This is a genomic window from Streptomyces sp. NPDC046870 (assembly GCF_040704595.1).
GTDB lineage: Bacteria > Actinomycetota > Actinomycetes > Streptomycetales > Streptomycetaceae > Streptomyces > Streptomyces argyrophylli.
Genome location: NZ_JBEYXM010000018.1, coordinates 120,763 through 142,929, shown reverse-complemented (window position 1 = coordinate 142,929; position 22,167 = coordinate 120,763). Strand labels below are relative to the sequence as shown.

Genomic DNA, 22,167 nt, shown 5'->3' with positions numbered 1-22,167 from the left:
GTCTGCCTCGGCTGGTGGTCGTCAGGTCTGTCTCAGTCTCCGCCAGACCGCCTTGGCCGCGTTGTGTCCGGACATCCCGTGGACACCGGGCCCGGGCGGGGTGGCCGAGGAGCAGATGAAGACGGCCGGGTGGGGGGTGTGGTACGGGAACAGGGTCGGCTTGGGGCGCAGCAGCAACTGGAGTCCGGAGGCCGCGCCGCAGGCGATGTCGCCGCCGACGTAGTTGGCGTTGCGGGCGGCCATCTCGGCGGGTCCGGCGGTGGCGCGGGCGAGCACACGGTCGCGGAAGCCGGGGGCGTAGCGCTCCAGCTGGCGTTCTATGGCGTCGGTGAGGTCGCCTGACCAGCCGTTCGGCACATGGCCGTAGGCCCAGAAGACGTGCTTGCCGTCGGGGGCGCGGGTGGGGTCGACCAGGCTGGGCTGCACGGTGATCATGAACGGCCGGTCGGGGGCGCGGCCCTCGCGGGAGACGGCGCGCAGGGCGGTGCCGATCTCGGTGTGGCTCGCGCCGATCTGGACGGTGCCGGCGGTGCGGGCCTCGGGCGCGGTCCAGGGCACCGGGCCGTCCAGCGCGTAGTCGATCTTGAAGACGCCGGGGCCGTAGCGGTAGCGCGCGTAGTGGTCGCCGAAGCCGGCGATCCGGGCGAGCGCGGCGGGCGAGGTGTCGAAGACGTACGCGCGCGCGGGCGGCAGGTCGTCGAGGCGCTTGACCTCGTAGTCGGTGTGCACGGCGCCGCCGAGGTCGGTCAGGTAGGCGGCGAGGGCGTCGGAGATGGCCTGGGAGCCGCCGCGGGGCACCGGCCAGCCGCGGGCGTGCGCGGAGAGGGCGAAGACGAGTCCGATGGCGCTGGTGGCCAGGCCGCCCAGCGGTGCCATCACATGGCCGACCAGCCCGGCGAAGAGCGTCTTGAACCGTTCGTCCTTGAAGCGGCGCATCAGCCAGGTGGACGGCGGGAGCCCGGCCAGGCCGAAGCGGGCCAGGGTGACGGGGTCGCGGGGCAGCGCGGTCAGCGGCAGGGACATGAAGTCCCGGACGAGGGTGTCCCAGTGGGCGAGGAGCGGCTCGACCAGTCTGCGGTACGCGCCCGCGTCACGCGGTCCGAAGGAGGCGGCGGTCTCGGCGACCGAGCGGGAGAGCACGGCCGCGGTGCCGTCCGGGAACGGGTGGGCCATGGGCAGCGGGGCGTGCAGCCATTTAAGGCCGTACCGGTCGAGCGGAAGGGCGCGGAACGCCGGGGAGTTGATGCCGAGGGGGTGCGCGGCCGAGCACGGGTCGTGCCGGAAGCCGGGCAGGGTCAGCTCCTCGGTGCGGGCGCCGCCGCCGACGGTGGGTTTCGCCTCGAACAGGGCCACGGAGAAGCCGCGGCGGGCCAGCTCCACGGCTGCGGTCAGTCCGTTCGGTCCCGCACCCACCACGACCGCATCGAGCATCGACGGCACCTTCGGACCCCTTCGTCAGCCGACGGCCATTCGGGATCAGGATATGCCGGGGGTCCGACACTGCCCCGGCCCGGGTGGTCCCGGCAGGTCAGGACCCGGTGCGCAGCAGGTCCGCCACCCGGCGGGCGGTCGCGGCGTCCCGGGCGGCCGTGAACGGCAGGGCGTTGCCGCCGGTGACGCGGAACGGCTCGCCGGTCAGGGTGAGGTGCGTGCCGCCCGCCTCCTCGACCAGGAGCAGGCCGGCCGCGTGGTCCCAGGCGGCCTCCCAGGAGAACGCCACGGCGTCCAGCTCGCCCCGGGCCACGGCGAGGTACTCCAGGCCCGCCGAGCCGCACGCGCGCGGGGCGACGCCCTCGGTCCACAGGGAGCGCAGCGCGCGCTTCTGCTCGTCGGTGGTGTAGTCCGGGTGGGAGGTGGCGACGACGAGGTCCCGGCCGGGCGTGGGCGGCCCCGCGAACAGCCGCTCGCCGTCGAGGTGTGCGCCCTGGCCGCGGATGGCGGTGGCGAACTGGTCGCGTGCCGCCGCGTAGGTCCAGGAGGCGATCACGGTGCCCCGCCGGGCGAGCGCGACCAGGGTGCAGAAGCCGTCGTCGCCGTGCACGAACTGGCGGGTGCCGTCGACCGGGTCGACGATCCACACCGGTACGTCGCCCTGCAGTGCCCGGTACACCGCCGGGTCGGCGTGCACCGCCTCCTCGCCGACGACGACCGAGCCGGGCAGCAGGGCGCCGAGGTCCTCGGTGAGCCGCAGCTCGGCGAGGCGGTCGGCGTCCGTCACCAGGTCGTGCGGCCCGCTCTTCTGGTCGACCTCGTGCGCGGCGAGGCGGCGGAAGCGGGGCAGGATCTCGGCCGCGGCGGCCTTGCGGACCGCCTCCTCCACGTCGGCCGAGCAGCGGGCGAGAAACTCCTCGATGGTCTCCGTCTCTTCGATCATGCCTCCCATGAGAGCACGTCGCACTGACAATCCCCGCCCCCGTCCGGTGAACCCGGGGTGGAATCGGGATGAAGAGCGGGGACCGGCGGCGTTCGCGGGGCCGGGCCGTCAGCGGCCGACGGCGTACCCCTGCATGCCGCGGGGATTGGCCGCCGCCGACAGCACGCCGGTCTCCGGGTCCCGGGCCACCGCGCACAGCCGCCCCTCGGACCAGGCGGGGCCGACGGTGACGTCGTGGCCGCGCCGCCGCAGCTCCTCGATCACCTCGGCGTCCATGCGGGACTCCACGGTCACGCCGCCGGCGTGCCGGCCGCGCGGGTGGAAGGAGCTGGGGTGGTTGTCGTTGTGCCAGCCGGGGGCGTCGATGGCGCCCTGGAGGTCGAGGCCGCCGCGGACGGGGGCGCGCAGGGCGGCGGCCAGGAGGAAGTGCAGCTGCCACTGGTCCTGCTGGTCCCCGCCGGGCGTGCCGAACGCCATGACCGGCACGCCGTCGCGCAGCGCGAGGGACGGGCTGAGGGTGGTGCGGGGGCGGCGGCCGGGGGTGAGGGTGCCCGGCAGGCCCTCCTCCAGCCAGGTCATCTGCAGGCGGGTGCCGAGCGGGAAGCCCAGCTCGGGGACGACGGGGTTGGACTGGAGCCAGCCGCCGCTGGGCGTGGCCGCGATCATGTTGCCCCAGCGGTCGACGACGTCCAGGTGGCAGGTGTCGCCGCGGGTCGTGCCGTCGGCGGCGACCTCGGGCTCGCCGGGCAGCCGCGCCACGGTCGGCTCGCCGGCGCCCATCGGGTCGAAGCCGGGCTCCGCGCCGTCCCCCACGCGCGCGCGTGCCTGTGCGGGCAGCCGCGGGGCACGGCCGCCGGGGCTGCCGGGGCGCAGCCCGTGGTCCGCCTCCTTTCCGACGAGGGAGCGCCGCGCCGCGTTGTACTCGTCCGACAGCAGGTCCGCGAGGGGCACCTCGGCGGCGTCCCCGTACCAGGCCTCGCGGTCGGCCATGGCGAGCTTGCAGCCCTCGATCAGCAGGTGGACGTAGTCGGCGGAGCCGTAGGCGGGCAGCTCGGGCGGGAGCAGGGCGAGCTGCTGGAGCAGCACCGGGCCCTGGCTCCAGGGGCCGGCCTTGCACACCGTCCAGCCGTTCCAGTCGTACGTCACCGCGGTCTCGTAGGCCGCCGACCAGCCGGCGAGGTCGGCCTCGGTGAGGGTGCCGGTGTGCCGCTCGCCGCTGGTGTCCAGGGTGGGCCGGCGGGACTGCCGTACCAGGGCCTCGGCGATGAAGCCGGAGCGCCACACCTCGCGCGCGGCGTCGATCCGGGCCTCCCGGCCGCCCGCGCGGGCGGTCTCCGCCAGCAGCCGCTTCCAGGTGGCGGCCAGGGCGGGGTTGCGCAGCAGGGCGCCGGGACGGGGTGCCCGGCCGCCCGGCAGGTACAGCTCCGCCGAGGAGGTCCACTCGGTCTCGAACAGCCGCCGTACGCTCTCGACGGTCAGGCCGACGTTCTCCACGGGCGCGTGCCCGTGCTCGGCGTAGCCGATGGCGTACTTCAGGACGTCGTCCAGCGACCTGGTGCCGTGGTCGCGCAGGAGCAGCAGCCAGGCGTCGAAGGCACCGGGCACGGCGGCGGCGAGCGGTCCGGTGCCCGGTACGAGGTCCAGCCCGAGCCCCCGGTAGTGGGCCGCCGTCGCACCCGCCGGGGCCACGCCCTGCCCGCACAGCACGCGCACCGCGCCGCCCGCCGGGGCGAGCAGGATCGGCACCTCGCCGGCCGGGCCGTTGAGGTGCGGCTCCACGACGTGCAGCACGAACGCCCCGGCCACGGCCGCGTCGAACGCGTTGCCCCCGTCCTCCAGCACCGCCATCGCCGACTGGGAGGCGAGCCAGTGGGTGGAGGACACCATGCCGAAGGTGCCCTGGAGTGTGGGCCGGGTCGTGGACTGCATCTCTCACCTCGGTGTCGGCGCGTCGGTGGCCATATCCGCCATCAAAACCGTCCGCGGGGAGATCCGGGAAGGGTGAGCACGTCCTCGGATGGTCGTTTCGCTCCGCACGCCGTCCGGGTCCTGTTCCGGACGGCGTGCCTCACGGTCTCGCGGCGTGCAGGATCGCGGCGGACGCGGCGATCCGGTCGAGGAAGTACAGCGCCGTGACGCACAGCGCGATCCATGCGGACAGCACCAGGACGCCGCTGGTCAGTCCGTCGTGGTGGAAGTAGGCGATCCCGTCCAGTGCGCGGACGCCGACGCCCGCGGGCATCACCGAGGCGAGGGGCCTCAGCCAGCCCGGCAGGAACTCGGGCGGGAGCACCCCACCGCTCGTTGCGTTCCCCATGACCAGCATGAAGATCGACGCCACCGGGACTCCGGCGGGGCCGAAGACGCGGATCAGGAGCACGGTGGCCGCCGCCACGGCCCCCGCCATCAGCACCACCAGTCCCGCGATGCCCAGGAAGGGGCCGGGTATGGCGCCGAAGGCCGTACTCGCGATCAGTGTGGCCGCGAGCCCCCCGACGACCGCGAACAGCGTCAGACTGCACAGGCGTTGCCCGAAGGACAGGCGCGGTGCCACCTGGTAGGTCATCTGGCCGAAGAGGAAGCCTGCCAGCACCAGACCGAAGGACGCGTAGAAGACCGACAGACCGCGGCTGTCCCCCCGCGACAGGGGAAGGATGTCGGTCACGGGCAGCTTCTGCTGCGCGGTGTGGCAGGCGGGGGCGCACAGACTGCCGAGGGGCGCCACCAGCGCGGACACGGCGGGGCCGTTGGCACCCGCGTACACGATGCCGGGCTTGCCGCCGTCGGCCAGCAGCGCGGCGTACGCGCGGCGGTGCTCGACCGCCCGGCGGGCCGAGGCGTCGTCCGGGTACCGGTCGACCTGGAAGGCGTCCGGCGAGACGCGCTGCAGCCGGACGTCGAAGAGTGCCGCGGTCTTGTCGGACGCGGCGACGGCGACCGGCAGGCGGTGCGCCTGGGGGGTGTGGAAGGCGGCGAGGAAGACGCTGACGAAGACCAGACCGATGGTCAGTACGGTGATCACGGGCTTGAGCACCGCCTTCGGTCCGGTCAGACCCGGGCGCTCGGGGGGCGCGTCCGTCCGGGGACCCGGGTGGTGACGGTGCCGGCCCGGCCCCGTCATGGTGTCGGCGGGATGGCTTCGACTGCTGGACGCGGTAGCGGACATGGTGCCTCGGCGCTCGGATTGTGTAAGGTAACTTATATAAGTTAACAGATACGTCGGAGGCGTCGATGACGATGAAGGACCCCGGCGAGCGCGTCGGCTATCTGATCTGGCAGCTCTCGCAGGCGTACGTCCAGCGCATGGACCAGGCGCTGCGCCCGCTCAAGCTGACCCAGGCACAGTTCAGCGCCCTCGTCCGGTTGAGCCGGGACGGGGCCCTGTCCAGCGCCGAACTCGCCCGCCGCTGCGGCATCACCGCACAGTCCATGGGCACGGCGCTGCGGGACCTGGTGGAGCGCGGCCTGGTCGAACGGCGGGCCCATCCCACCCACGGAAAGATCGTCGAGATGTCCGTCACGGCCGCCGGCGTGGAGCTCGCACTGCGGGCCGAAGCCGCCGTCGAACCGTGCGAACAGGAGGCTCTGGAGCCGTTCGCGCCCGACGAACGGGAACAGGTCCGTGCCCACCTCCGGCGCATGCTCGGCGCCCTCAACCCCCAGGCGCTCGGACCGGTCGGCGACTGCTGAGCCGACGCCGCGGCGTTTCGGCGGGGCCGGCCCACGCCTGCCACGGATACTCACCGTCATGCGCGTCGAACTCGATCCGGAGGTCATGGGCAGCGATGCCTTCTACACGTTCATGACCTCCGTCGTCGTCCCACGCCCGATCGCCTGGGTGTCCACGATCACACCCGACGGAACCACCGAGAACCTGGCCCCGCACTCCTTCTTCAGCATCGCCAGCACCGACCCGCCGATCGTCCAGTTCACCTCCATCGGCCGCAAGGACTCGCTGCGCAACGTGGAGGACACAGGCGAGTTCGTCGTCAACTTCTCCTCGGAGCCGTTGCTGCGGATGATCAACGCAACCGCCACCGACTTCCCCCGGACCGTCAGCGAATTCGACGTCGCCGGCATCGAACGCGAGCCCAGCCTGCGGGTCCGCCCGGCCAGGGTGGCCGCCTCACCCGTCGTGCTGGAATGCCGTTCGCACACGACCTTGCGCATGGGCAACTCCACCCTCGTGTTCGGCCGGGTGCTGCACGCCGCCGCGACGCAGGAGTACATCGTCGGCGGCCGGCCCGGCTCCGAGCGGCTGCGGCCCCTCACCAAGCTCGGGGGCGACGAGTGGGGCACGCTGGGCAAGATCATCCACCTGAACCGCATCCCCTACGAGGAACCCGAAGGGAACGGCTCTCCCCCGCACCCCCCGCCACCCTCCCCCTGAGCGGACGCCGACCGGCTGAGGAGCTCCCGCACCGCCGGGGGACGCGACCGGCGGTGCGGGGGAACACCACGGCCGGACCCGGCGTTGATCCCCCGCGGAGGAACGGAGGCGCAGGCAGTGCACGGTGAGTACAAGGTGCCCGGCGGCAAGCTCGTCGTCGTGGACGTGGACGTCGAGGACGGCGTGCTGCGGCACGTGCGCGTCGCGGGAGACTTCTTCCTGGAACCGGACGAGGCGCTGGAAGCGGTGGACCGCGCGCTGGAGGGCGCGCCGGCGGACACGGACGCGGCGGGACTGGCCGCGCGGATCGAGGCGGCGCTGCCGGCGGGGACGGTGATGTACGGGCTGACGCCGGAGGGCGTCGGCACCGCGGTGCGCCGCGCGCTCGCGCACGCCACGGACTGGACGGACTACGACTGGCAGCTGATCCACGAGGCCCCGCAGCCGCCCGCCCTGCACATGGCGCTGGACGAGGTGCTGACCGCCGAGGTGGCCGCGGGCCGGCGGCCGCCGACGCTGCGGGTGTGGGAGTGGGGCGCGCCGGCGGTGATCATCGGCAGCTTCCAGTCGCTGCGCAACGAGGTGGACCCGCAGGGCGCCGCCCGGCACGGCATCGAGGTGGTGCGGCGGATCTCCGGCGGCGGCGCGATGTTCGTGGAGCCGGGCAACACGATCACCTACTCCCTGTCGGTGCCCGAGTCCCTGGTGCAGGGCCTGTCCTTCCAGGACAGCTACGCCTATCTGGACGACTGGGTGCTGGGCGCCCTCGGCGACATGGGCATCCGGGCCTGGTACCAGCCGCTGAACGACATCGCGACCGACCAGGGCAAGATCGCCGGCGCCGCGCAGAAACGGATCGTCGGCCCCGGCGGCGGCCCGGGTGCCGTGCTCCACCACGTGACCATGTCGTACGACATCGACGCGGACAAGATGGTCGAGGTGCTGCGGATCGGGCGGGAGAAACTGTCCGACAAGGGGACCCGGAGCGCGAAGAAGCGGGTCGACCCGCTGCGGCGGCAGACGGGGCTGGCGCGCGAGGCCGTCATCGACCGGATGATCGCCTCCTTCCGCGCGCGGTACGGCCTGGAGCGGGGCAAGGTCACCGACGAGGAGCTGGCCCGGGCCGAGGAGCTGGCCCGCACCAAGTTCTCGTCGCCGGAGTGGACGGCGAGGGTGCCGTAGCTCTGCCCGCGCCGCGTCGGCGATGGTGCATAACAGGCAGAGCAGTACGTCGTGAACGCGCGCCCGTGACCGGGTGGGTACGCAGCGAGTTGGCCCTTCCGCCGCACAGGGAGTCGTGTGAGACTGTCGTCCCCGTCCACCATGCGGACCCCTTCCGCACCCCCTCCCCCACGAGAAGTGCGCCGTGCGTTCCCTTCCTCTGCCGCTCGCTCTCACCGCGCGTCTGACGCCGGTCGCGGTGCTCGCCTGTGCCGGCTGGGCGCTGACGTCCGGTCCGGCCACGCCGCCGGCCTCCGCCGGGCACCCGACGGCCCAGAAGACGCCCGCCGGGTCCTCCACCGCCGCCCCGTCGTCCACCACGGCGGCGAAGACGTACGGCACCGCGCCCGCCCCCTGCTCCGCCGTGCCCGCCGGCACCGTCAAGTCCCTGGTGCCCGGGGCGAAGACGGCCGGCAAGGAGATCCCGTCCACGGACACCGCACTGCGCCGCACCTGCTCCTGGAACGCGCTCCAGGGCTACGACTACCGCTGGCTCGACGTGTCCTTCGAGATCAGCGAGTCCGACCAGCAGGCGAAGAAGGAGTACGAGCAGCGGGTCGCCGAGAAGAGCGGCGGCGGGGCCGTCCCCGGGCTCGGGGACGGCGCCTACTCCGTCGTCAACCTCACCACGGAGGACGGCCAGCAGACCCGTGAGGGCGTGGTGCTGGTGCGTGCCGCCAACGCCCTCGTCGTCGTCACCTACAACGGCAGCGACTTCGAGAGCAAGAAGGCCCCCGGTACGGACGAGATCAACAAGGGGGCCATCAAGGCGGCGAAGTCCGCGGTGGCCGCGCTGGGCACCGGCCGGGGCTGAGCCGCACACCGGTCAGATGGCCCGGCACGTCGTCCGGTGCTGTTCGCGAGGGCGCGGTGCGGCCGGCCCGGGCCGGGGCCGCGGCCGACGACTGCCCGGGCGCCGCGCCCCTGACGGTGCCGGTCCGCTCAGCCGCCGGCGCGCCGCCCGGAGGCCAGGGTGAGGGCCAGGTACAGCACCAGGGAGGTGCCGAGGCCGACCGCCCAGCCGTAGTCCGCGAGGGGTGCCAGGGCGGGGACGGGGCGGCCGTCGGCCAGGGGCTTGAGGCTCGCGCCGCCGATCGCGAGGAAACCGCCCGCCAGGAAGGCGACGACCGCCCGCCAGTTCCAGCCGCCCGCGTACCAGTACCGGCCGCCCGGGCGGTACAGGTCGCCGAGGTCCAGACGGGTGCGGCGCAGCAGCCAGTAGTCGGCGACGAGGATGCCGGCGACCGTGCCGAGCAGGCCGCCGACCAGGCCGAGCCAGGTGAAGATGTAGCCCTGCGGGTCGGAGTACAGCTTCCACGGGCAGATCAGTACGGCGAGGACGGCGGTGATCAGGGCGCCGGTGCGGAAACTGACCTTCCTGGGCGCGACGTTGGAGAAGTCGAAGGCCGGGGAGACCAGGTTGGCGGCGATGTTCACGGACAGTGTGGCCACCAGGACGGTCACGAGCGCGTACAGCAGGCCGACCACGTTGTCCGTCTTCGCCGCGAGCTGCACCGGGTCCCAGACGGGTTCTCCGTACACGGCCTGCGAGCCGGAGGTGACCAGCACGGACAGGAACGCGAACAGGGTCATGGTGGTGGGCAGGCCGAGGGCCTGGCCCCAGGTCTGCGCGCGCTGGCTCCTGCCGTAGCGGGTGAAGTCGGGGATGTTCAGCGACAGCGTCGACCAGAAGCCGATCATGCCCATGAGGGAGGGCCAGAACAGCTTCCAGAAGTCGCCGCCCCAGCCGAGCTTGGACGGCTGGTCGAAGAGCGGCCCGACACCGCCGGCCTTGCCGCTCATCCACCACAGCATCACGAAGGCGCCGACCAGGACGAACGGCGCGGCCCAGTTCTCGAAGCGGCGGATGGTCTCCATGCCGCGGTGGATGATGGCCACCTGGATCGCCCAGAAGACGGCGAAGGACAGCCACATGGTCCAGGCGTGGCCGCCGATGTGCCCCGCGTTCCTCCAGCCGTCGCCGATCAGCTTCCCGGCGAGGAAGTAGATCGCCTCACCGCCGATCCAGGTCTGGATGCCGAACCAGCCGCACGCCACCAGCGCCCGGACGACGGCCGGCAGGTTGGCGCCGCGCACGCCGAAGGAGGCGCGGGCGAAGACCGGGAAGGGGATGCCGTACTTGGGGCCCGCGTGCCCGGTCAGCAGCATCGGCACGAGCACGATCAGGTTGGCGAGGGCGATGGTGAACACCGCCTGCTTCCAGTCCATGCCCACCGCGATCAGCCCGGAGGCGAGGGTCCAGGAGGCGGTGTTGTGGGCCATGCCGACCCATAGGGCGGAGAAGTTGTACGTCGTCCAGGTGCGCCCGGCCACGGGGACCGGGAGCAGGTCCTGGTTGGCGTAGGGGCCGCTGGGCGGCGGTGTGCCGGGGGCGAGTTCCACGCGCCCGTCGGGGAGGGTGACCTGGCCGGATATCGGTCTGGCCGTGGGAGCGGTGTCGGTCATGGGCTGGCCAATCGGGAGAGACGGATCGGGATGGCCGTGCGGGCACCAGCCCCCTCCCCGAAGACGGCGGGGAGGGGAGACCAAGCGGGGCGTGGGGGGACTGGGAAGGCGTGGGCGGTGGTCAGGAGTTGACGGCGGGGATGACGTGGTGGCCGTAGGCCTCGATGGTTGCTTCCTGCGCGTCGTGCATGTCGTACACCGCGAACTGGTCGACGCCCAGGGCGCGCAGCGCGGTCAGTTTCTCGGTGTGCTTCTCGACCGGGCCGATGACGCAGAACCGGTCCACGATCTCGTCGGGCACGAACGCGGTGTCCGGGTTGCCGCTGCGTCCGTGGTGGGCGTAGTCGTAGCCCTGCCGGGCCTTGATGTAGTCGGTGAGTTCCCCGGGGACCCGCGCGGAGTGCTCGCCGTACCGGGCGACGAGGTCGGCGACGTGGTTGCCGACCATGCCGCCGAACCAGCGGCACTGGTCGCGGGCGTGCGCCAGGGCCTCGGGCGAGGCGTCCTCGGTGACGTACGCCGGGGCGGCGACGCAGATCGTCACCTCGGACGGGTCACGGCCGGCCGCTGCCGCCGCGTCCTTGACGGCCTTCACCATGTACTCGGTCAGGTAGAGGTCGGCGAGCTGGAGGATGAACCCGTCGGCCTCCTCACCGGTCATCTTCAGCGCCTTCGGTCCGTACGCGGCCATCCAGACGGGCAGTTCGGCGCCCTCCTTGATCCACGGGAACCGGATCCTGGTGCCGCCGAGGTCGGCCTCCTCGCCCCGGCCGAGGGCGCGGATGACCTTCATGGCCTCGCTGATCCGGGCGAGGGTGTTGGGTTTGCGGCCGGCGACGCGCATCGCGGAGTCGCCGCGGCCGATGCCGCAGACGGTGCGGTTGCCGAACATGTCGTTGAGGGTGGCGAAGGTGGAGGCGGTGACCTCCCAGGTGCGGGTGCCGGGGTTGGTGACCATCGGCCCGACCTTCAGCTTCTGTGTGTTGGCCAGGATCTGGCTGTAGATCACGAACGGTTCCTGCCAGAGCACGGCGGAGTCGAAGGTCCAGCCGTAGCGGAAGCCGTTGCGCTCGGCCCGTTTCATCAGGCTGACGACCCGGGAGGCGGGCGGGTCGGTCTGGAGGACGAGTCCGAAGTCCATGGGCGCCACTCCTAGGTGAGGTACTGACAGGTGGAGCGCGGGGTGAAGACGCCGTGCCCGGCGCGTCCGGTGTACTCCCGCTGGTCGATGACGAGTTCACCGCGGGACAGGACCGTCTCGACGCGGCCGGTGACGCGCTTGCCCTCGTACGCCGAGTAGTCGACGTTCATGTGGTGGGTCTCGGCGGACATCACCTGCTGCGCGTGCGGGTCGTAGACGACGATGTCCGCGTCGGCGCCCGGGGTGATGGTCCCCTTCTTCGGGTACAGGCCGAACATCCGGGCCGGGGCGGCGCAGGCGATCTCGATCCAGCGGCGGCGGGAGATGTGCCCGTCCACGACCGCCTGGTGGAGCAGGTCCATCCGGTTCTCCACGCCCGGCAGGCCGTTGGGGATCTTGGAGAAGTCGCCGCGGCCGAGTTCCTTCTGGCCGGTGAAGCAGAAGGGGCAGTGGTCGGTGGAGACGACCTGGAGGTCGTTGGTCCGCAGGCCGCGCCACAGCCTGGCCTGGTGCTCCTTCGGCCTCAGGGGCGTGCTGCACACGTACTTGGCGCCCTCGAAGCCGGGCTCGGCCAGGTTGTCGGTGGACAGGAACAGGTACTGCGGGCAGGTCTCGCCGAAGACGTTCAGCCCCTCGTCGCGGGCCCGCGCCAGTTCGGCCACGGCCTCCATCGCGGAGACGTGGACGACGTAGAGGGGCGCGCCGGCGACCTGGGCGAGCTTGATGGCCCGGTGGGTGGCCTCCGCCTCCAGCAGGGCCTTGCGCACCTCGCCGTGGTAACGCGGGTCGGTCTCGCCCCGGGCGAGGGCCTGTTCGACCAGGACGTCGATGGCGATGCCGTTCTCGGCGTGCATCATGATCAGCCCGCCGTTCTCGGCGGAGCGCTGCATGGCGCGCAGGATCTGCCCGTCGTCGCTGTAGAAGACTCCGGGGTAGGCCATGAACTGCTTGAAGCTGGTGACCCCCTCCTCGATCAGCAGGTCCATCTCCTTGAGCGTCTCCTGGTTCACATCGGAGACGATCATGTGGAAGGCGTAGTCGATCGCGCAGTTGCCCTCGGCCTTGGCGTGCCAGGTGTCCAGGCCCTCGCGCAGGGTGTGCCCGACGCTCTGCACCGCGAAGTCCACGACGGTCGTCGTACCGCCCCAGGCGGCGGCGCGGGTGCCGGTCTCGAAGGTGTCGGAGGCGAAGGTGCCGCCGAACGGCAGCTCCATGTGGGTGTGGGCGTCGACGCCGCCCGGGATGACGTACTTCCCGGTGGCGTCGATCGTGCGGTCCGCGTTCCAGTCCTGTGAACCGGGCGCGGCGAGGGCGACGACGCGGGAGTCCTCGATGAGGACGTCGGCGTGGATCTCGTCGGACGCGGTGATGACTAGGCCACCGCGGATGACGGTGCGCGTGGTCATGGGCTGCCTCTCTGTCGTGGCCGTCTGCGGGTCGTCTGTGGCTGGTGGCGCCCACGCGGCGGAGCCGCACGTCGGATACGGCCCCGCGCCCCGGGCGTGCCTTACGGCGCCGTCAGCGGGTCGTACGCCCCCGGCGCCCGGTCCCGGTAGAACTGCCAGCGGTCGCGGACCTCGCGGAGCTTGGCCAGGTCCAGGTCGCGGACGACGAGTTCGGTCTCCTTGTCGCTCGCGACCTCGCCGACGAACCGGGCCTCGGGGTCCACGAAGTAGGTGGTGCCGTAGAAGTCGTTGTCGCCCAGGTCCTCCACGCCGACCCGGTTGATCGCGCCGACGAAGTACTCGTTGGCGACGGCCGCCGCCGGCTGCTCCAGCTGCCAGAGGTAGCGGGACAGGCCGCGCGAGGTGGCCGACGGATTGAAGACGATCTCGGCGCCGGCGAGGCCGAGCGCCCGCCAGCCCTCCGGGAAGTGGCGGTCGTAGCAGATGTAGACGCCGATCCGGCCGGCGGCGGTGTCGAAGACGGGCCAGCCGCTGTTGCCGGGGCGGAAGTAGAACTTCTCCCAGAAGCCCTGGACCTGCGGGATGTGGGTCTTGCGGTACTTGCCGAGGTAGGAGCCGTCCGCGTCGATCACGGCGGCCGTGTTGTACAGGACGCCGGGCTGCTCCTCCTCGTACATGGGCAGGACCAGGACGATGCCCAGCTCGCGGGCGAGGGCCTGGAAGCGCCGGACGGTCGGGCCCTCGGGGATCCGTTCGGCGTACTCGTAGAACGCCTTGTCTTGGACCTGGCAGAAGTAGGGGCCGTAGAACAGCTCCTGGAAGCAGAGGACTTGGGCACCCTGGGCGGCGGCGTCGCGGGCCGCCTGCTCGTGCACCTGGATCATGGACTCCTTGTCGCCGGTCCATGCGGTCTGGAAGAGGGCGGCACGGATCACTCGGCTCATCGGGACCTCCGGTAGCTCGGTGTGCGGTGAGCGTAGGAAGCCCGGACGGCCGGTTCGACGGGCAGCGTGTCACGTCCGCGGGTGGTCGGCGTGCCACCGTGTCACGCGTTCCCGGTCCCATGTTTCACCGCCGTTGTCGCAGGTCGTCGCATGTTTCACCCCTGTTGCGCGTCGTGCGCGAGGAGCGCGATGTGCACGGAGGCCGCCTGTTCGAAGTCGTCCAGGTCGATCCCGAGGCGGGCCTGTATGGCCTCCAGGCGGCGGTAGAGGGCCGGCCGGGAGACGTGGTGGAGCTGCGCGGTGCGGGACTTGTTGCGGCCCGTCGCCAGATAGGTCCGCAGGACGTTCAGCAGTTCCGGTTCGGCGTCGCACAGGAGCCCGTCGAGCTCGCGCTCGGCGAAGGACTGCACCTGCGGATCGTCGCGCAGCAGACGGATCAGCCCGCGCAGGTGGACGTCCTTGAGGCGGACGACGGCCGGCAGGTCCAGGGCGGCGGCGGAGCCGGCGACGGCGTCGGCGACGTGCCGTGCCTCGCGCAGCCCGGCGGGCACGTCGTCCCACGCGGTGCGGGCACCGGCGGCGGCGACCACGGCCGGGGACGCGGCACGCAGCCGGGTCGCGAAGTGCGCGGTGAGCGCCTCGGCGTCCTGGTCGCGGGGGAGGCTGAGCAGCACGGTGGCGGCGCCGTCGGCGAGCTCGGCGACGAGGCCGGGCAGCCCCAGCAGACGCAGCACCCGGTCGAGCTGCCCGGCCGTGCGGCCCTGGACGACGAGCGGCACGAAGGTGCGGCGGTTGACCGGCAGCCCGGCCGCCCGGGCCCGCGGCAGCAGCTGCCGGGCCGGTACGACCCCGGAGACCAGGTCGGTCAGCAGGCCCTGCGCGGACTGCTCCTCCCAGCTGTGCGCGGGGGTCCCGCCGAGCATCCGGTGCAGCACCAGTGCCTCGGCGGCCCGGTCCGCGAGCAGCCGCCCGGTGGCCGCGTCGCCCCGGTAGCCGCACAGCAGCAGCCGCCCCCACCGCTCCCCGCGCCCGCCCAGCTCGGCGCGGACCCAGCCGTCACCGGCGGCGCCGCCGGCCTGCCGGGCGATCCGCTCCCAGTCGCGCAGCACGTCGTCCACCGCGGACCGCTCCCCCGCCGTGCCGAGGACGCGGTGGGCGAGGTTGGTGACGACGACCGGGCAGCCGGCGTGCCGGGCGACCTCGTCGAGCAGCCGTTGCAGCGGCGCCCCGGCCGTGATCAGCCCGGTGAGGGCGGTGCGCACGCTCTCCGACAGGCTGATCGCGGCGAACTTGCGCCGCACGAGCCGGGACTGGACCTCCTCGGTGAGCTCGGCGAAGGGGAACGGCCGGTGCAGCACGACCATGGGCAGCCCGCAGCGCTCGGCGGCCCGGCGCATCACCTCGGGCGGTGCGGGGAAGGCCCGGCCGAGGCCGAGGACGACGGCCGCCGCCTCCGCCCGGTGCAGGGACTGGACGTACTCGGCCTGCCGGGCCTCGTCCCCGGCGAGCAGCACACCGGTGGTGAGGACCATCTCCCCGCCGCTGAGCATGACGCCGACGTCGGCGGCCTCGGCGACGTGCACCCAGCGCACCGGCCGGTCGAGCTGCGCGGCGCCGGCCACCACCTCGGGCTCCCCGGCGAGCACGCGCTCCAGGGTCAGCACCTGGCGCACGGAGAGGGCGGGTTCCAGCACGTGCCGGGATTCCGAGGTGATGCTCATGGCCGTACACCTGTTCTCTAGTACGTGCTCCTCAGCGCCTGTTCCAGGATCGCCGCGCCCTCCTCGGCCTCGGCGACCGTCAGCGACAGCGGCGGGCTGATCCGCAGGGCGCTGGTGTCGTGCCCGCCGCCCTTGCCGAGGAGCAGTCCGCCCTCCCGGGCCGCCTCCAGCACCGCGGCGACGGCCTGCGGGTCGGCGTCGTCCGTGCCCGGTCTGACCAGCTCGACACCGATCATCAGCCCCCGGCCGCGCACCTCCCGCACCCCGGGCAGTTGCGCGCCGACCGCCCGCAGCCGCTCCAGGAGCAGGCCGCCGACGCGCCGGGCGTTGCCCTGGAGGTCGTGTTCGAGCAGGTAGGTGAGGTTGGCGAGGCCGGCGGCCATGGTGATCTGGGTGCCGCCGAAGGTGGAGATGCTGTTGGCGTCCAGGCAGTTCATGATCTCGGAGCGGGCGATGACCCCGCCGATGGACATGCCGTTGCCGATGCCCTTGGCGAAGGTGACGATGTCCGGCGGGCCGCTGCGGGCGTGCGCCTGCCAGCCCCAGAAGTGGTCTCCGGTGCGGCCCCAGCCGGTCTGCACCTCGTCGGAGATCCACAGGACGCCGTGCTCCTTCAGCACCTCCCGGAAGGCGGCGTAGAGGGTGTCCGGCGGGGAGGTGAACCCGCCGACGCCCTGGACGGGTTCGGCGATCAGCGCGGCCGGCGGCCGGGTGTGGCCGAGGACGTCCTTCAGGTCGGCGACACAGGCGTCGATGAACGCGCGGTCGTCGAGGTGGGCGAACGGCCCCCGGGTGCGCACGCCGCCGTGGACGTACAGGGTCTGGAGCGGGGAGAGGGAGGTCGGGGACCAGCCGCGGTTGCCGGTGACGCCGATCGCGCTGAAGGACCGGCCGTGGTAGCTGTTCCGCATGGCGAGGACGGTGTTGCTGCGCCGGTAGGTGGTGGCGAGCAGCAGGGCGGTGTCGTTGGCCTCGGTTCCGGAGGTCGTGAAGAACACCCGGGCGTCCGGGATGCCGCTCACCTGGGCGATCCGCTCGGCGAGTTCGACCATCGGCCGGTTGAGGTAGAGGGTCGAGGAGTGGATGATCCGGCCGGCCTGCTCGCTGACCGCCTTGGTCACCTCGGGCAGGGCGTGCGCGGTCAGCGTGGTCAGGATGCCGCCGAAGAAGTCCAGGTAGCGCCGGCCGGCGGTGTCCCAGACGTGGCGTCCCTCGCCGTGGCTGATCTCGATCGGGTCGTCGTAGTAGAGGGCGAGCCAGTCGGGCAGGACCCTGCGGTGGCGGGAGTAGAGGTCGTTCACGGCTGCACCAGCCCTTCGTAGGCGTCGGGGCGGCGGTCGCGGTAGAAGGCCCACTGCCGCCGCACTTCCTCGATGAGGTCGAAGTCCAGGTCCCGGACGAGGAGTTCCTCGCCCTTGTCGCTCGCGACCTCACCCACGAACCGTCCGCGCGGATCGACGAAGTACGACGTCCCGTAGAAGTCGTTGTCGCCGTACTCCTCCCGCCCGACCCGGTTGATGGCGGCGACGTAGTACTCGTTGGCGACGGCCGCGGCGGGCTGCTCCAGCTGCCACAGGTAGGCGGACAGGCCCCGGTGGGTGGCGGACGGGTTGTAGACCAACTGGGCGCCGTTGAGCCCGAGCTGCCGCCAGCCCTCCGGGAAGTGGCGGTCGTAGCAGATGTAGACGCCGACCTTGCCGACGGCGGTGTCGAAGACGGGCCAGCCGAGGTTGCCGGGCTTGAAGTAGTACTTCTCCCAGAAGCCCTTGACCTGCGGGATGTGGTGCTTGCGGTACTTGCCGAGGTAGCTGCCGTCGGCGTCGATCACGGCGGCGGTGTTGTAGTAGAAGCCGGACTGCTCGACCTCGAAGACCGGCACGACGATCACCATGCCGGTCTCGCGCGCCAGTTCCCGCATCCGACGCACGGTCGGCCCGTCGGGCACGGGCTCGGCCCAGCGGTAGTGCTCCGGCTCCTGGACCTGGCAGAAGTAGGGGGCGAAGACCTCCTGGAACCCGATGATCCGCGCGCCCCGGCGGGCCGCCTCGCGGGCGTGCTCCTCGTGCTTCGCGATCATGGACTCGGTGTCGCCGGTCCAGGTGGCCTGGACCAGAGCGGCGCGGACGACGTTGGTCATGAGCTGCTCCTTCGACACGACGTCAGAGCCTCTACGCCCGTAGAGCAGGCCGTAGAGGGACGAAAGTAAGCCTCCGCGCGGCCCTTGCCAAGACCATCGCCGCCAACCCGCTGAGTCGATCTCGATTGGCACCCCTGCGGGTGAGCCGCCGGCCCGGCCCCGGGGCACGGATCGTGACACACCGGGACACTATCCACCCCGGTCCGTCACGCGGCACCCGGCGGCACGCGCCGCGTGCCCGGGGTCCCGGTGCCGCCGGGCGGCCCCGCCGGGAGTACGGACGCGGACGTGGTCGGCCGCCTGCCGCGCACCAGGCAACACCAGTGGCGTTACGGGCCCGCTACCCGTAGTTTTCCGGCAGTGCGCGAGCGCCCGTCGCGGGGCCTCGGCCGTGGCGCGCCCGGCCCCGCCGTACGGGGCCCTTCAGGCGGTCACCAGGGCGCACCGGGCGACCAGCTCGTCCATCGACAGGCCGAGGACGCGTGCCAGCGCGGCCACGGTGAAGAACGCCGGCGTCGGCGCCCGCCCCGTCTCGATCTTGCGCAGCGTCTCGGCCGAGACGCCCGCCTCGGCGGCGACGTCGACCATGCTGCGCCCGCCACGCGCCGCCCGCAGCAACTGCCCGAGCCGCTCGCCGCGTTCACGCTCTTCGGGGGTGAGGGGGGTGCGCACCATACGACCCATTCTAATACCACCCCACCCCTACACCCATTCAAATACCGGTATAGTAATTGGCATGGTGGAACTGAAGACGGACACGTCGATCGACGCGATGCACGCGGCGGGCCGGGTCGTCGGCCGGGCCCTGACGGCCGTACGGGAGGCCGCGCACGTCGGCGTCTCCCTGCTGGAGCTGGACGAGGTGGCCCGGGAGGTGCTGCGCGAGGCGGGCGCGTCCTCGCCGTTCCTCGGCTACTGCCCCTCCTTCGCGCCGACCCCCTTCCCCGCGGTGATCTGCGCCTCGGTGAACGACGCGATCGTCCACGGCATCCCCACCCGGTACCGGCTCCGCGACGGCGACCTGCTCTCCGTCGACTGCGGCGCGCTGCTGGACGGCTGGGCCGGCGACTCGGCGATCAGCTTCACGGTGGGCAGCCCGCGCCCCGCGGACCTGCGGCTGATCGAGACCGCCGAGCGGGCGCTGGCCGCGGGCATCGAGGCGGCGGTGGCCGGCAACCGCGTCGGCGACATCGCGCACGCCGTCGGCCGGGTCTGCCGTACGGCCGGTTACGGCATCCCGGACGGCTTCGGCGGCCACGGCGTGGGCCGCCGTATGCACGAGGAGCCCGACGTCCCGAACGAGGGCCGCCCCGGCCGCGGCCTTCCGCTGCGCCCGGGGATGGTCCTCGCCATCGAGCCCATGGTGATCGCGAGCGGCAGCGACGCCTACCACCCGGCGGCCGACGGCTGGACCCTGCGCACCTCCGACGGCTCCCGCGCGGCCCACTGCGAGCACACGGTCGCGATCACGCAGGACGGCCCCCGGGTCCTGACGGCCCGCGAGGCTTCCTGAGCGGCGCGGGGCGTGTCGCGGACGCGGACCCGCCCCCCGGGCGCGAGCGGTCACGACACGCCTCCGGCCGCCGCGCGGGACCGGCCCCGCACTCCGCTGGGCGAACGTGCCCGCCCTCAAGGATCGTGTCATCGTGGGCATGAGCAACCCGCCCCCGGGTTACCCGGCCGCTCCGCATGTCGTCAGCGAAGGAACCCACGCGATGACCAACGGCTACCCTCCTGACCCCTTCGGTGAATTCCTGGCCCGCTTCTTCGGCGGCTCGGGCGGAGCCCCCGGGCCCCGCCACATCGACATCGGCCGCCTTCTCAGCCAGCCGGCCCGGGAGCTGGTCAGAGGGGCCGCCCAGTACGCGGCCGAGCACGGCAGCCGGGATCTGGACACCCAGCACCTGCTGCGCGCGGCCGTGTCGACGGAGCCCACCCGGAGCCTGCTGAGCCGGGCGGGCGCGGACCCGGACTCGCTCGCGACGGAGATCGACGACCGGGCGGGCCCCGTCCAGCACCAGCCCGGCGAGGCACCGCCGCCGACCTCGCTGTCGCTGACCCCGGCGGTCAAGCGCGCCCTGCTGGACGCGCACGACATGGCGCGGGCCAGCGGCGCCGGGTACATCGGCCCGGAGCACGTGCTGAGCGCGCTGGCGGCGAACCCGGACTCGGCGGCCGGGCACATCCTGCACGCGGCCCGGTTCTCGGCGGGCGGCCTGCCGCCCGAGGCGCCGGAGGGCGCGCCGCCCCGCCCGGAGCGGCAGCGCCAGCGGCCCACCGGCACGCCGACCCTGGACAAGTACGGCCGCGATCTGACCGACATGGCCCGGCAGGGCCGGATCGACCCGGTCATCGGCCGGGAGACGGAGATCGAACAGACCATCGAGGTGCTGTCGCGGCGCGGCAAGAACAACCCGGTACTCATCGGTGACGCGGGCGTCGGCAAGACGGCCATCGTGGAGGGCCTGGCCCAGCGGATCGCGGACGGCGAGGTCCCGGACGTCCTGGCAGGGCGCCGGGTGGTGGCCCTGGACCTCACCGGGGTGGTGGCCGGCACCCGCTACCGGGGCGACTTCGAGGAGCGCCTCAACAACATCGTGGAGGAGATCCGCGCCCACTCCGACCGGCTGATCGTATTCATCGACGAGCTGCACACCGTCGTGGGCGCGGGCTCCGGCGGCGAGGGCGGCACGCTGGACGCCGGGAACATCCTCAAGCCCGCGCTCGCCCGGGGCGAGCTGCACATCGTGGGCGCGACCACGCTGGAGGAGTTCCGCCGGATCGAGAAGGACGCGGCACTGGCCCGCCGGTTCCAGCCGGTCCTGGTGCCCGAGCCGACGCCCGAGGACACGATCGAGATCCTGCGCGGGCTGCGCGACCGGTACGAGGCCCACCACCAGGTCCGCTACTCCGACGAGGCGCTGGTCGCCGCCGTGGAGCTGTCGGACCGGTACCTCACCGACCGGCGGCTGCCGGACAAGGCGATCGACCTGATCGACCAGGCGGGCGCACGGGTCCGGCTCGGTGCCCGGACGAAGGGCACGGACGTGCGCGCGCTGGAACGCGAGGTCGAGCAGCTGGTCCGGGACAAGGACCAGGCGGTCGCGGACGAGGACTACGAGCAGGCCAAGCAGCTGCGCGACCGGATCGGCGAGCTGAAGCAGCGGATCGCCCAGGTGACCGGCGGCACCAAGGCCGACGAGGGCCAGGACCTGGAGGTGACGGCGGAGGCCATCGCCGAGGTGGTGTCCCGGCAGACCGGCATCCCGGTCAGCCGGCTCACCCAGGAGGAGAAGGAACGGCTGCTCGGCCTGGAGCGGCACCTGCACCAGCGGGTGGTGGGCCAGGAGGAGGCGGTCGCCGTGGTGTCCGAGGCGGTGCTGCGCTCCCGCGCCGGCCTGGCGAGCCCGAACCGGCCCATCGGCAGCTTCCTGTTCCTCGGCCCGACCGGCGTCGGCAAGACCGAGCTGGCGCGGGCGCTGGCGGAGGCGCTGTTCGGCAGCGAGGACCGGATGGTCCGGCTGGACATGAGCGAGTACCAGGAGCGGCACACCGTCTCCCGGCTGGTGGGCGCCCCGCCGGGGTACGTCGGCCACGAGGAGGCCGGCCAGCTCACCGAGGTGGTGCGCCGGCACCCGTACTCGCTGCTGCTGCTGGACGAGGTGGAGAAGGCGCACCCGGACGTGTTCAACATCCTGCTCCAGGTGCTCGACGACGGCCGGCTCACCGACTCGCAGGGCCGGACCGTGGACTTCACCAACACGGTCATCGTGATGACCAGCAACCTGGGCTCGGAGGCGATCACCCGGCGCGGTGCCGGGATCGGCTTCGGGCCGGGCGGTGCGGAGGCCGACGAGGCGGCGCGGCGCGAGCAGATCCTGCGGCCGCTGCGCGAGCACTTCCGGCCGGAGTTCCTGAACCGGATCGACGAGATCGTGGTCTTCCGGCAGCTGACGAGCGAGCAGCTGCGGCAGATCACCGATCTGCTGCTGGAGACGACCCGGCGGCTGCTGGACGGGCAGGGCGTCTCGGTGGAGTTCACGGGCGCGGCCGTCGACTGGCTCGCCGAGCGCGGCTACCAGCCCGAGTACGGTGCCCGGCCGCTGCGCCGCACCATCCAGCGGGAGGTGGACAACCAGCTGTCGCGGCTGCTGCTCGACGGCACGATCTCCGAGGGCAGCCGGGTGACCGTGGACGCGCGGGACGGACGGCTGGAGTTCCGCACGGAAGCGGACCGGCCGCCCGCGCCCGAACTCTGACCCGGCGGCCGGGGACCATCCACCCCGGCCGATGTCGTGCCGGGCGGGCTGTCGGCCGGGCTCCGGGGCGTCACCCCGGTTCCGCCCGACAACCCGCTCACGACGTCC

At 72.8% G+C, this 22,167-nt stretch carries 18 protein-coding genes; 6 read left to right on the top strand and 12 right to left on the bottom strand.

Features of this window, described 5'->3' with window-relative positions:
- Window positions 1-21: 21 nt before the first annotated feature.
- The 4 genes from AB0946_RS30125 to AB0946_RS30110 form a co-directional block, all read right to left on the bottom strand.
- Window positions 22-1,440 carry an NAD(P)/FAD-dependent oxidoreductase gene (locus tag AB0946_RS30125; RefSeq protein WP_366763816.1) on the bottom strand — a complete coding sequence of 473 codons (1,419 nt, stop codon included), beginning with the start codon at window positions 1,438-1,440 and terminating at the stop codon, window positions 22-24.
- Window positions 1,441-1,528: 88 nt separating this feature from the next.
- Window positions 1,529-2,374: an inositol monophosphatase family protein gene (locus tag AB0946_RS30120; protein ID WP_366763815.1), complete on the bottom strand. Its 846-nt coding sequence runs from the start codon at window positions 2,372-2,374 to the stop codon at window positions 1,529-1,531.
- 108 nt (window positions 2,375-2,482) lie between these two features.
- The gene (locus tag AB0946_RS30115) at window positions 2,483-4,303 is read right to left on the bottom strand and encodes a gamma-glutamyltransferase (protein WP_366763814.1); all 1,821 of its coding nucleotides are present in this window, start codon (window positions 4,301-4,303) and stop codon (window positions 2,483-2,485) included.
- A gap of 139 nt (window positions 4,304-4,442) precedes the next feature.
- Window positions 4,443-5,396: an ABC transporter permease gene (locus tag AB0946_RS30110; protein ID WP_366763813.1), complete on the bottom strand. Its 954-nt coding sequence runs from the start codon at window positions 5,394-5,396 to the stop codon at window positions 4,443-4,445.
- A 209-nt stretch (window positions 5,397-5,605) separates the two neighbouring features.
- Here AB0946_RS30110 and AB0946_RS30105 point away from each other — a divergent pair, with 209 nt between their 5' ends.
- From AB0946_RS30105 to AB0946_RS30090, 4 genes are all read left to right on the top strand, one after another.
- Window positions 5,606-6,064 carry a MarR family transcriptional regulator gene (locus AB0946_RS30105; protein WP_366763812.1) on the top strand — a complete coding sequence of 153 codons (459 nt, stop codon included), beginning with the start codon at window positions 5,606-5,608 and terminating at the stop codon, window positions 6,062-6,064.
- A 58-nt stretch (window positions 6,065-6,122) separates the two neighbouring features.
- Window positions 6,123-6,764, top strand: coding sequence for a flavin reductase family protein (locus AB0946_RS30100; protein WP_366763811.1), 642 nt, complete (start codon window positions 6,123-6,125; stop codon window positions 6,762-6,764).
- A gap of 117 nt (window positions 6,765-6,881) precedes the next feature.
- Window positions 6,882-7,946, top strand: coding sequence for a biotin/lipoate A/B protein ligase family protein (locus AB0946_RS30095; RefSeq protein ID WP_366763810.1), 1,065 nt, complete (start codon window positions 6,882-6,884; stop codon window positions 7,944-7,946).
- A gap of 184 nt (window positions 7,947-8,130) precedes the next feature.
- The gene (locus AB0946_RS30090; protein WP_366763809.1) at window positions 8,131-8,799 is read left to right on the top strand and encodes a hypothetical protein; all 669 of its coding nucleotides are present in this window, start codon (window positions 8,131-8,133) and stop codon (window positions 8,797-8,799) included.
- Window positions 8,800-8,927: 128 nt separating this feature from the next.
- Here AB0946_RS30090 and AB0946_RS30085 read toward each other — a convergent pair whose 3' ends face one another.
- The 8 genes from AB0946_RS30085 to AB0946_RS30050 form a co-directional block, all read right to left on the bottom strand.
- A complete protein-coding gene (locus AB0946_RS30085; RefSeq protein WP_366763808.1) occupies window positions 8,928-10,451 on the bottom strand; it encodes an NCS1 family nucleobase:cation symporter-1 in 1,524 nt (507 codons plus the stop codon).
- Window positions 10,452-10,572: 121 nt separating this feature from the next.
- The gene (locus AB0946_RS30080) at window positions 10,573-11,592 is read right to left on the bottom strand and encodes a TIGR03842 family LLM class F420-dependent oxidoreductase (RefSeq protein ID WP_366763807.1); all 1,020 of its coding nucleotides are present in this window, start codon (window positions 11,590-11,592) and stop codon (window positions 10,573-10,575) included.
- Window positions 11,593-11,603: 11 nt separating this feature from the next.
- Window positions 11,604-12,998, bottom strand: a complete 1,395-nt coding sequence (hydA, locus tag AB0946_RS30075; RefSeq protein WP_366763806.1) for a dihydropyrimidinase — start codon at window positions 12,996-12,998, stop codon at window positions 11,604-11,606.
- A gap of 101 nt (window positions 12,999-13,099) precedes the next feature.
- Window positions 13,100-13,942 carry a nitrilase-related carbon-nitrogen hydrolase gene (locus tag AB0946_RS30070; RefSeq protein ID WP_366763805.1) on the bottom strand — a complete coding sequence of 281 codons (843 nt, stop codon included), beginning with the start codon at window positions 13,940-13,942 and terminating at the stop codon, window positions 13,100-13,102.
- A gap of 155 nt (window positions 13,943-14,097) precedes the next feature.
- The gene (locus AB0946_RS30065) at window positions 14,098-15,663 is read right to left on the bottom strand and encodes a PucR family transcriptional regulator (RefSeq protein ID WP_366763804.1); all 1,566 of its coding nucleotides are present in this window, start codon (window positions 15,661-15,663) and stop codon (window positions 14,098-14,100) included.
- Between the two features lie 17 nt (window positions 15,664-15,680).
- Window positions 15,681-16,964, bottom strand: a complete 1,284-nt coding sequence (locus tag AB0946_RS30060; protein ID WP_366763803.1) for an aspartate aminotransferase family protein — start codon at window positions 16,962-16,964, stop codon at window positions 15,681-15,683.
- Window positions 16,961-17,800 carry a nitrilase-related carbon-nitrogen hydrolase gene (locus tag AB0946_RS30055; RefSeq protein ID WP_366763802.1) on the bottom strand — a complete coding sequence of 280 codons (840 nt, stop codon included), beginning with the start codon at window positions 17,798-17,800 and terminating at the stop codon, window positions 16,961-16,963. Before AB0946_RS30055 ends, AB0946_RS30060 begins: the two co-directional genes overlap by 4 nt.
- 423 nt (window positions 17,801-18,223) lie before the next feature.
- On the bottom strand, window positions 18,224-18,475 hold the full coding sequence (locus AB0946_RS30050) for a helix-turn-helix transcriptional regulator (protein ID WP_366763801.1): 252 nt from the start codon (window positions 18,473-18,475) through the stop codon (window positions 18,224-18,226).
- A 61-nt stretch (window positions 18,476-18,536) separates the two neighbouring features.
- Between AB0946_RS30050 and map the strand changes: the two genes are divergently transcribed.
- Together map and AB0946_RS30040 are read left to right on the top strand one after the other, a co-directional pair.
- On the top strand, window positions 18,537-19,313 hold the full coding sequence (gene map, locus AB0946_RS30045) for a type I methionyl aminopeptidase (protein WP_366763800.1): 777 nt from the start codon (window positions 18,537-18,539) through the stop codon (window positions 19,311-19,313).
- A 202-nt stretch (window positions 19,314-19,515) separates the two neighbouring features.
- On the top strand, window positions 19,516-22,059 hold the full coding sequence (locus AB0946_RS30040; protein WP_366763834.1) for an ATP-dependent Clp protease ATP-binding subunit: 2,544 nt from the start codon (window positions 19,516-19,518) through the stop codon (window positions 22,057-22,059).
- Window positions 22,060-22,167 lie beyond the last annotated feature (108 nt).

Bases quoted from the DNA above. Each gene is read 5' to 3' on its own strand.
- AB0946_RS30120 (WP_366763815.1), bottom strand. From the start codon at position 2,374: ATGATCGAAGAGACGGAGACCATCGAGGAGTTTCTCGCCCGCTGCTCG.
- AB0946_RS30070 (WP_366763805.1), bottom strand. From the start codon at position 13,942: ATGAGCCGAGTGATCCGTGCCGCCCTCTTCCAGACCGCATGGACCGGC.
- AB0946_RS30085 (WP_366763808.1), bottom strand. From the start codon at position 10,451: ATGACCGACACCGCTCCCACGGCCAGACCGATATCCGGCCAGGTCACC.
- AB0946_RS30055 (WP_366763802.1), bottom strand. From the start codon at position 17,800: ATGACCAACGTCGTCCGCGCCGCTCTGGTCCAGGCCACCTGGACCGGC.
- AB0946_RS30065 (WP_366763804.1), bottom strand. From the start codon at position 15,663: ATGAGCATCACCTCGGAATCCCGGCACGTGCTGGAACCCGCCCTCTCC.
- AB0946_RS30105 (WP_366763812.1), top strand. From the start codon at position 5,606: ATGACGATGAAGGACCCCGGCGAGCGCGTCGGCTATCTGATCTGGCAG.
- AB0946_RS30100 (WP_366763811.1), top strand. From the start codon at position 6,123: ATGCGCGTCGAACTCGATCCGGAGGTCATGGGCAGCGATGCCTTCTAC.
- AB0946_RS30050 (WP_366763801.1), bottom strand. From the start codon at position 18,475: ATGGTGCGCACCCCCCTCACCCCCGAAGAGCGTGAACGCGGCGAGCGG.
- AB0946_RS30040 (WP_366763834.1), top strand. From the start codon at position 19,516: ATGACCAACGGCTACCCTCCTGACCCCTTCGGTGAATTCCTGGCCCGC.
- AB0946_RS30115 (WP_366763814.1), bottom strand. From the start codon at position 4,303: ATGCAGTCCACGACCCGGCCCACACTCCAGGGCACCTTCGGCATGGTG.
- map (WP_366763800.1), top strand. From the start codon at position 18,537: ATGGTGGAACTGAAGACGGACACGTCGATCGACGCGATGCACGCGGCG.
- hydA (WP_366763806.1), bottom strand. From the start codon at position 12,998: ATGACCACGCGCACCGTCATCCGCGGTGGCCTAGTCATCACCGCGTCC.
- AB0946_RS30080 (WP_366763807.1), bottom strand. From the start codon at position 11,592: ATGGACTTCGGACTCGTCCTCCAGACCGACCCGCCCGCCTCCCGGGTC.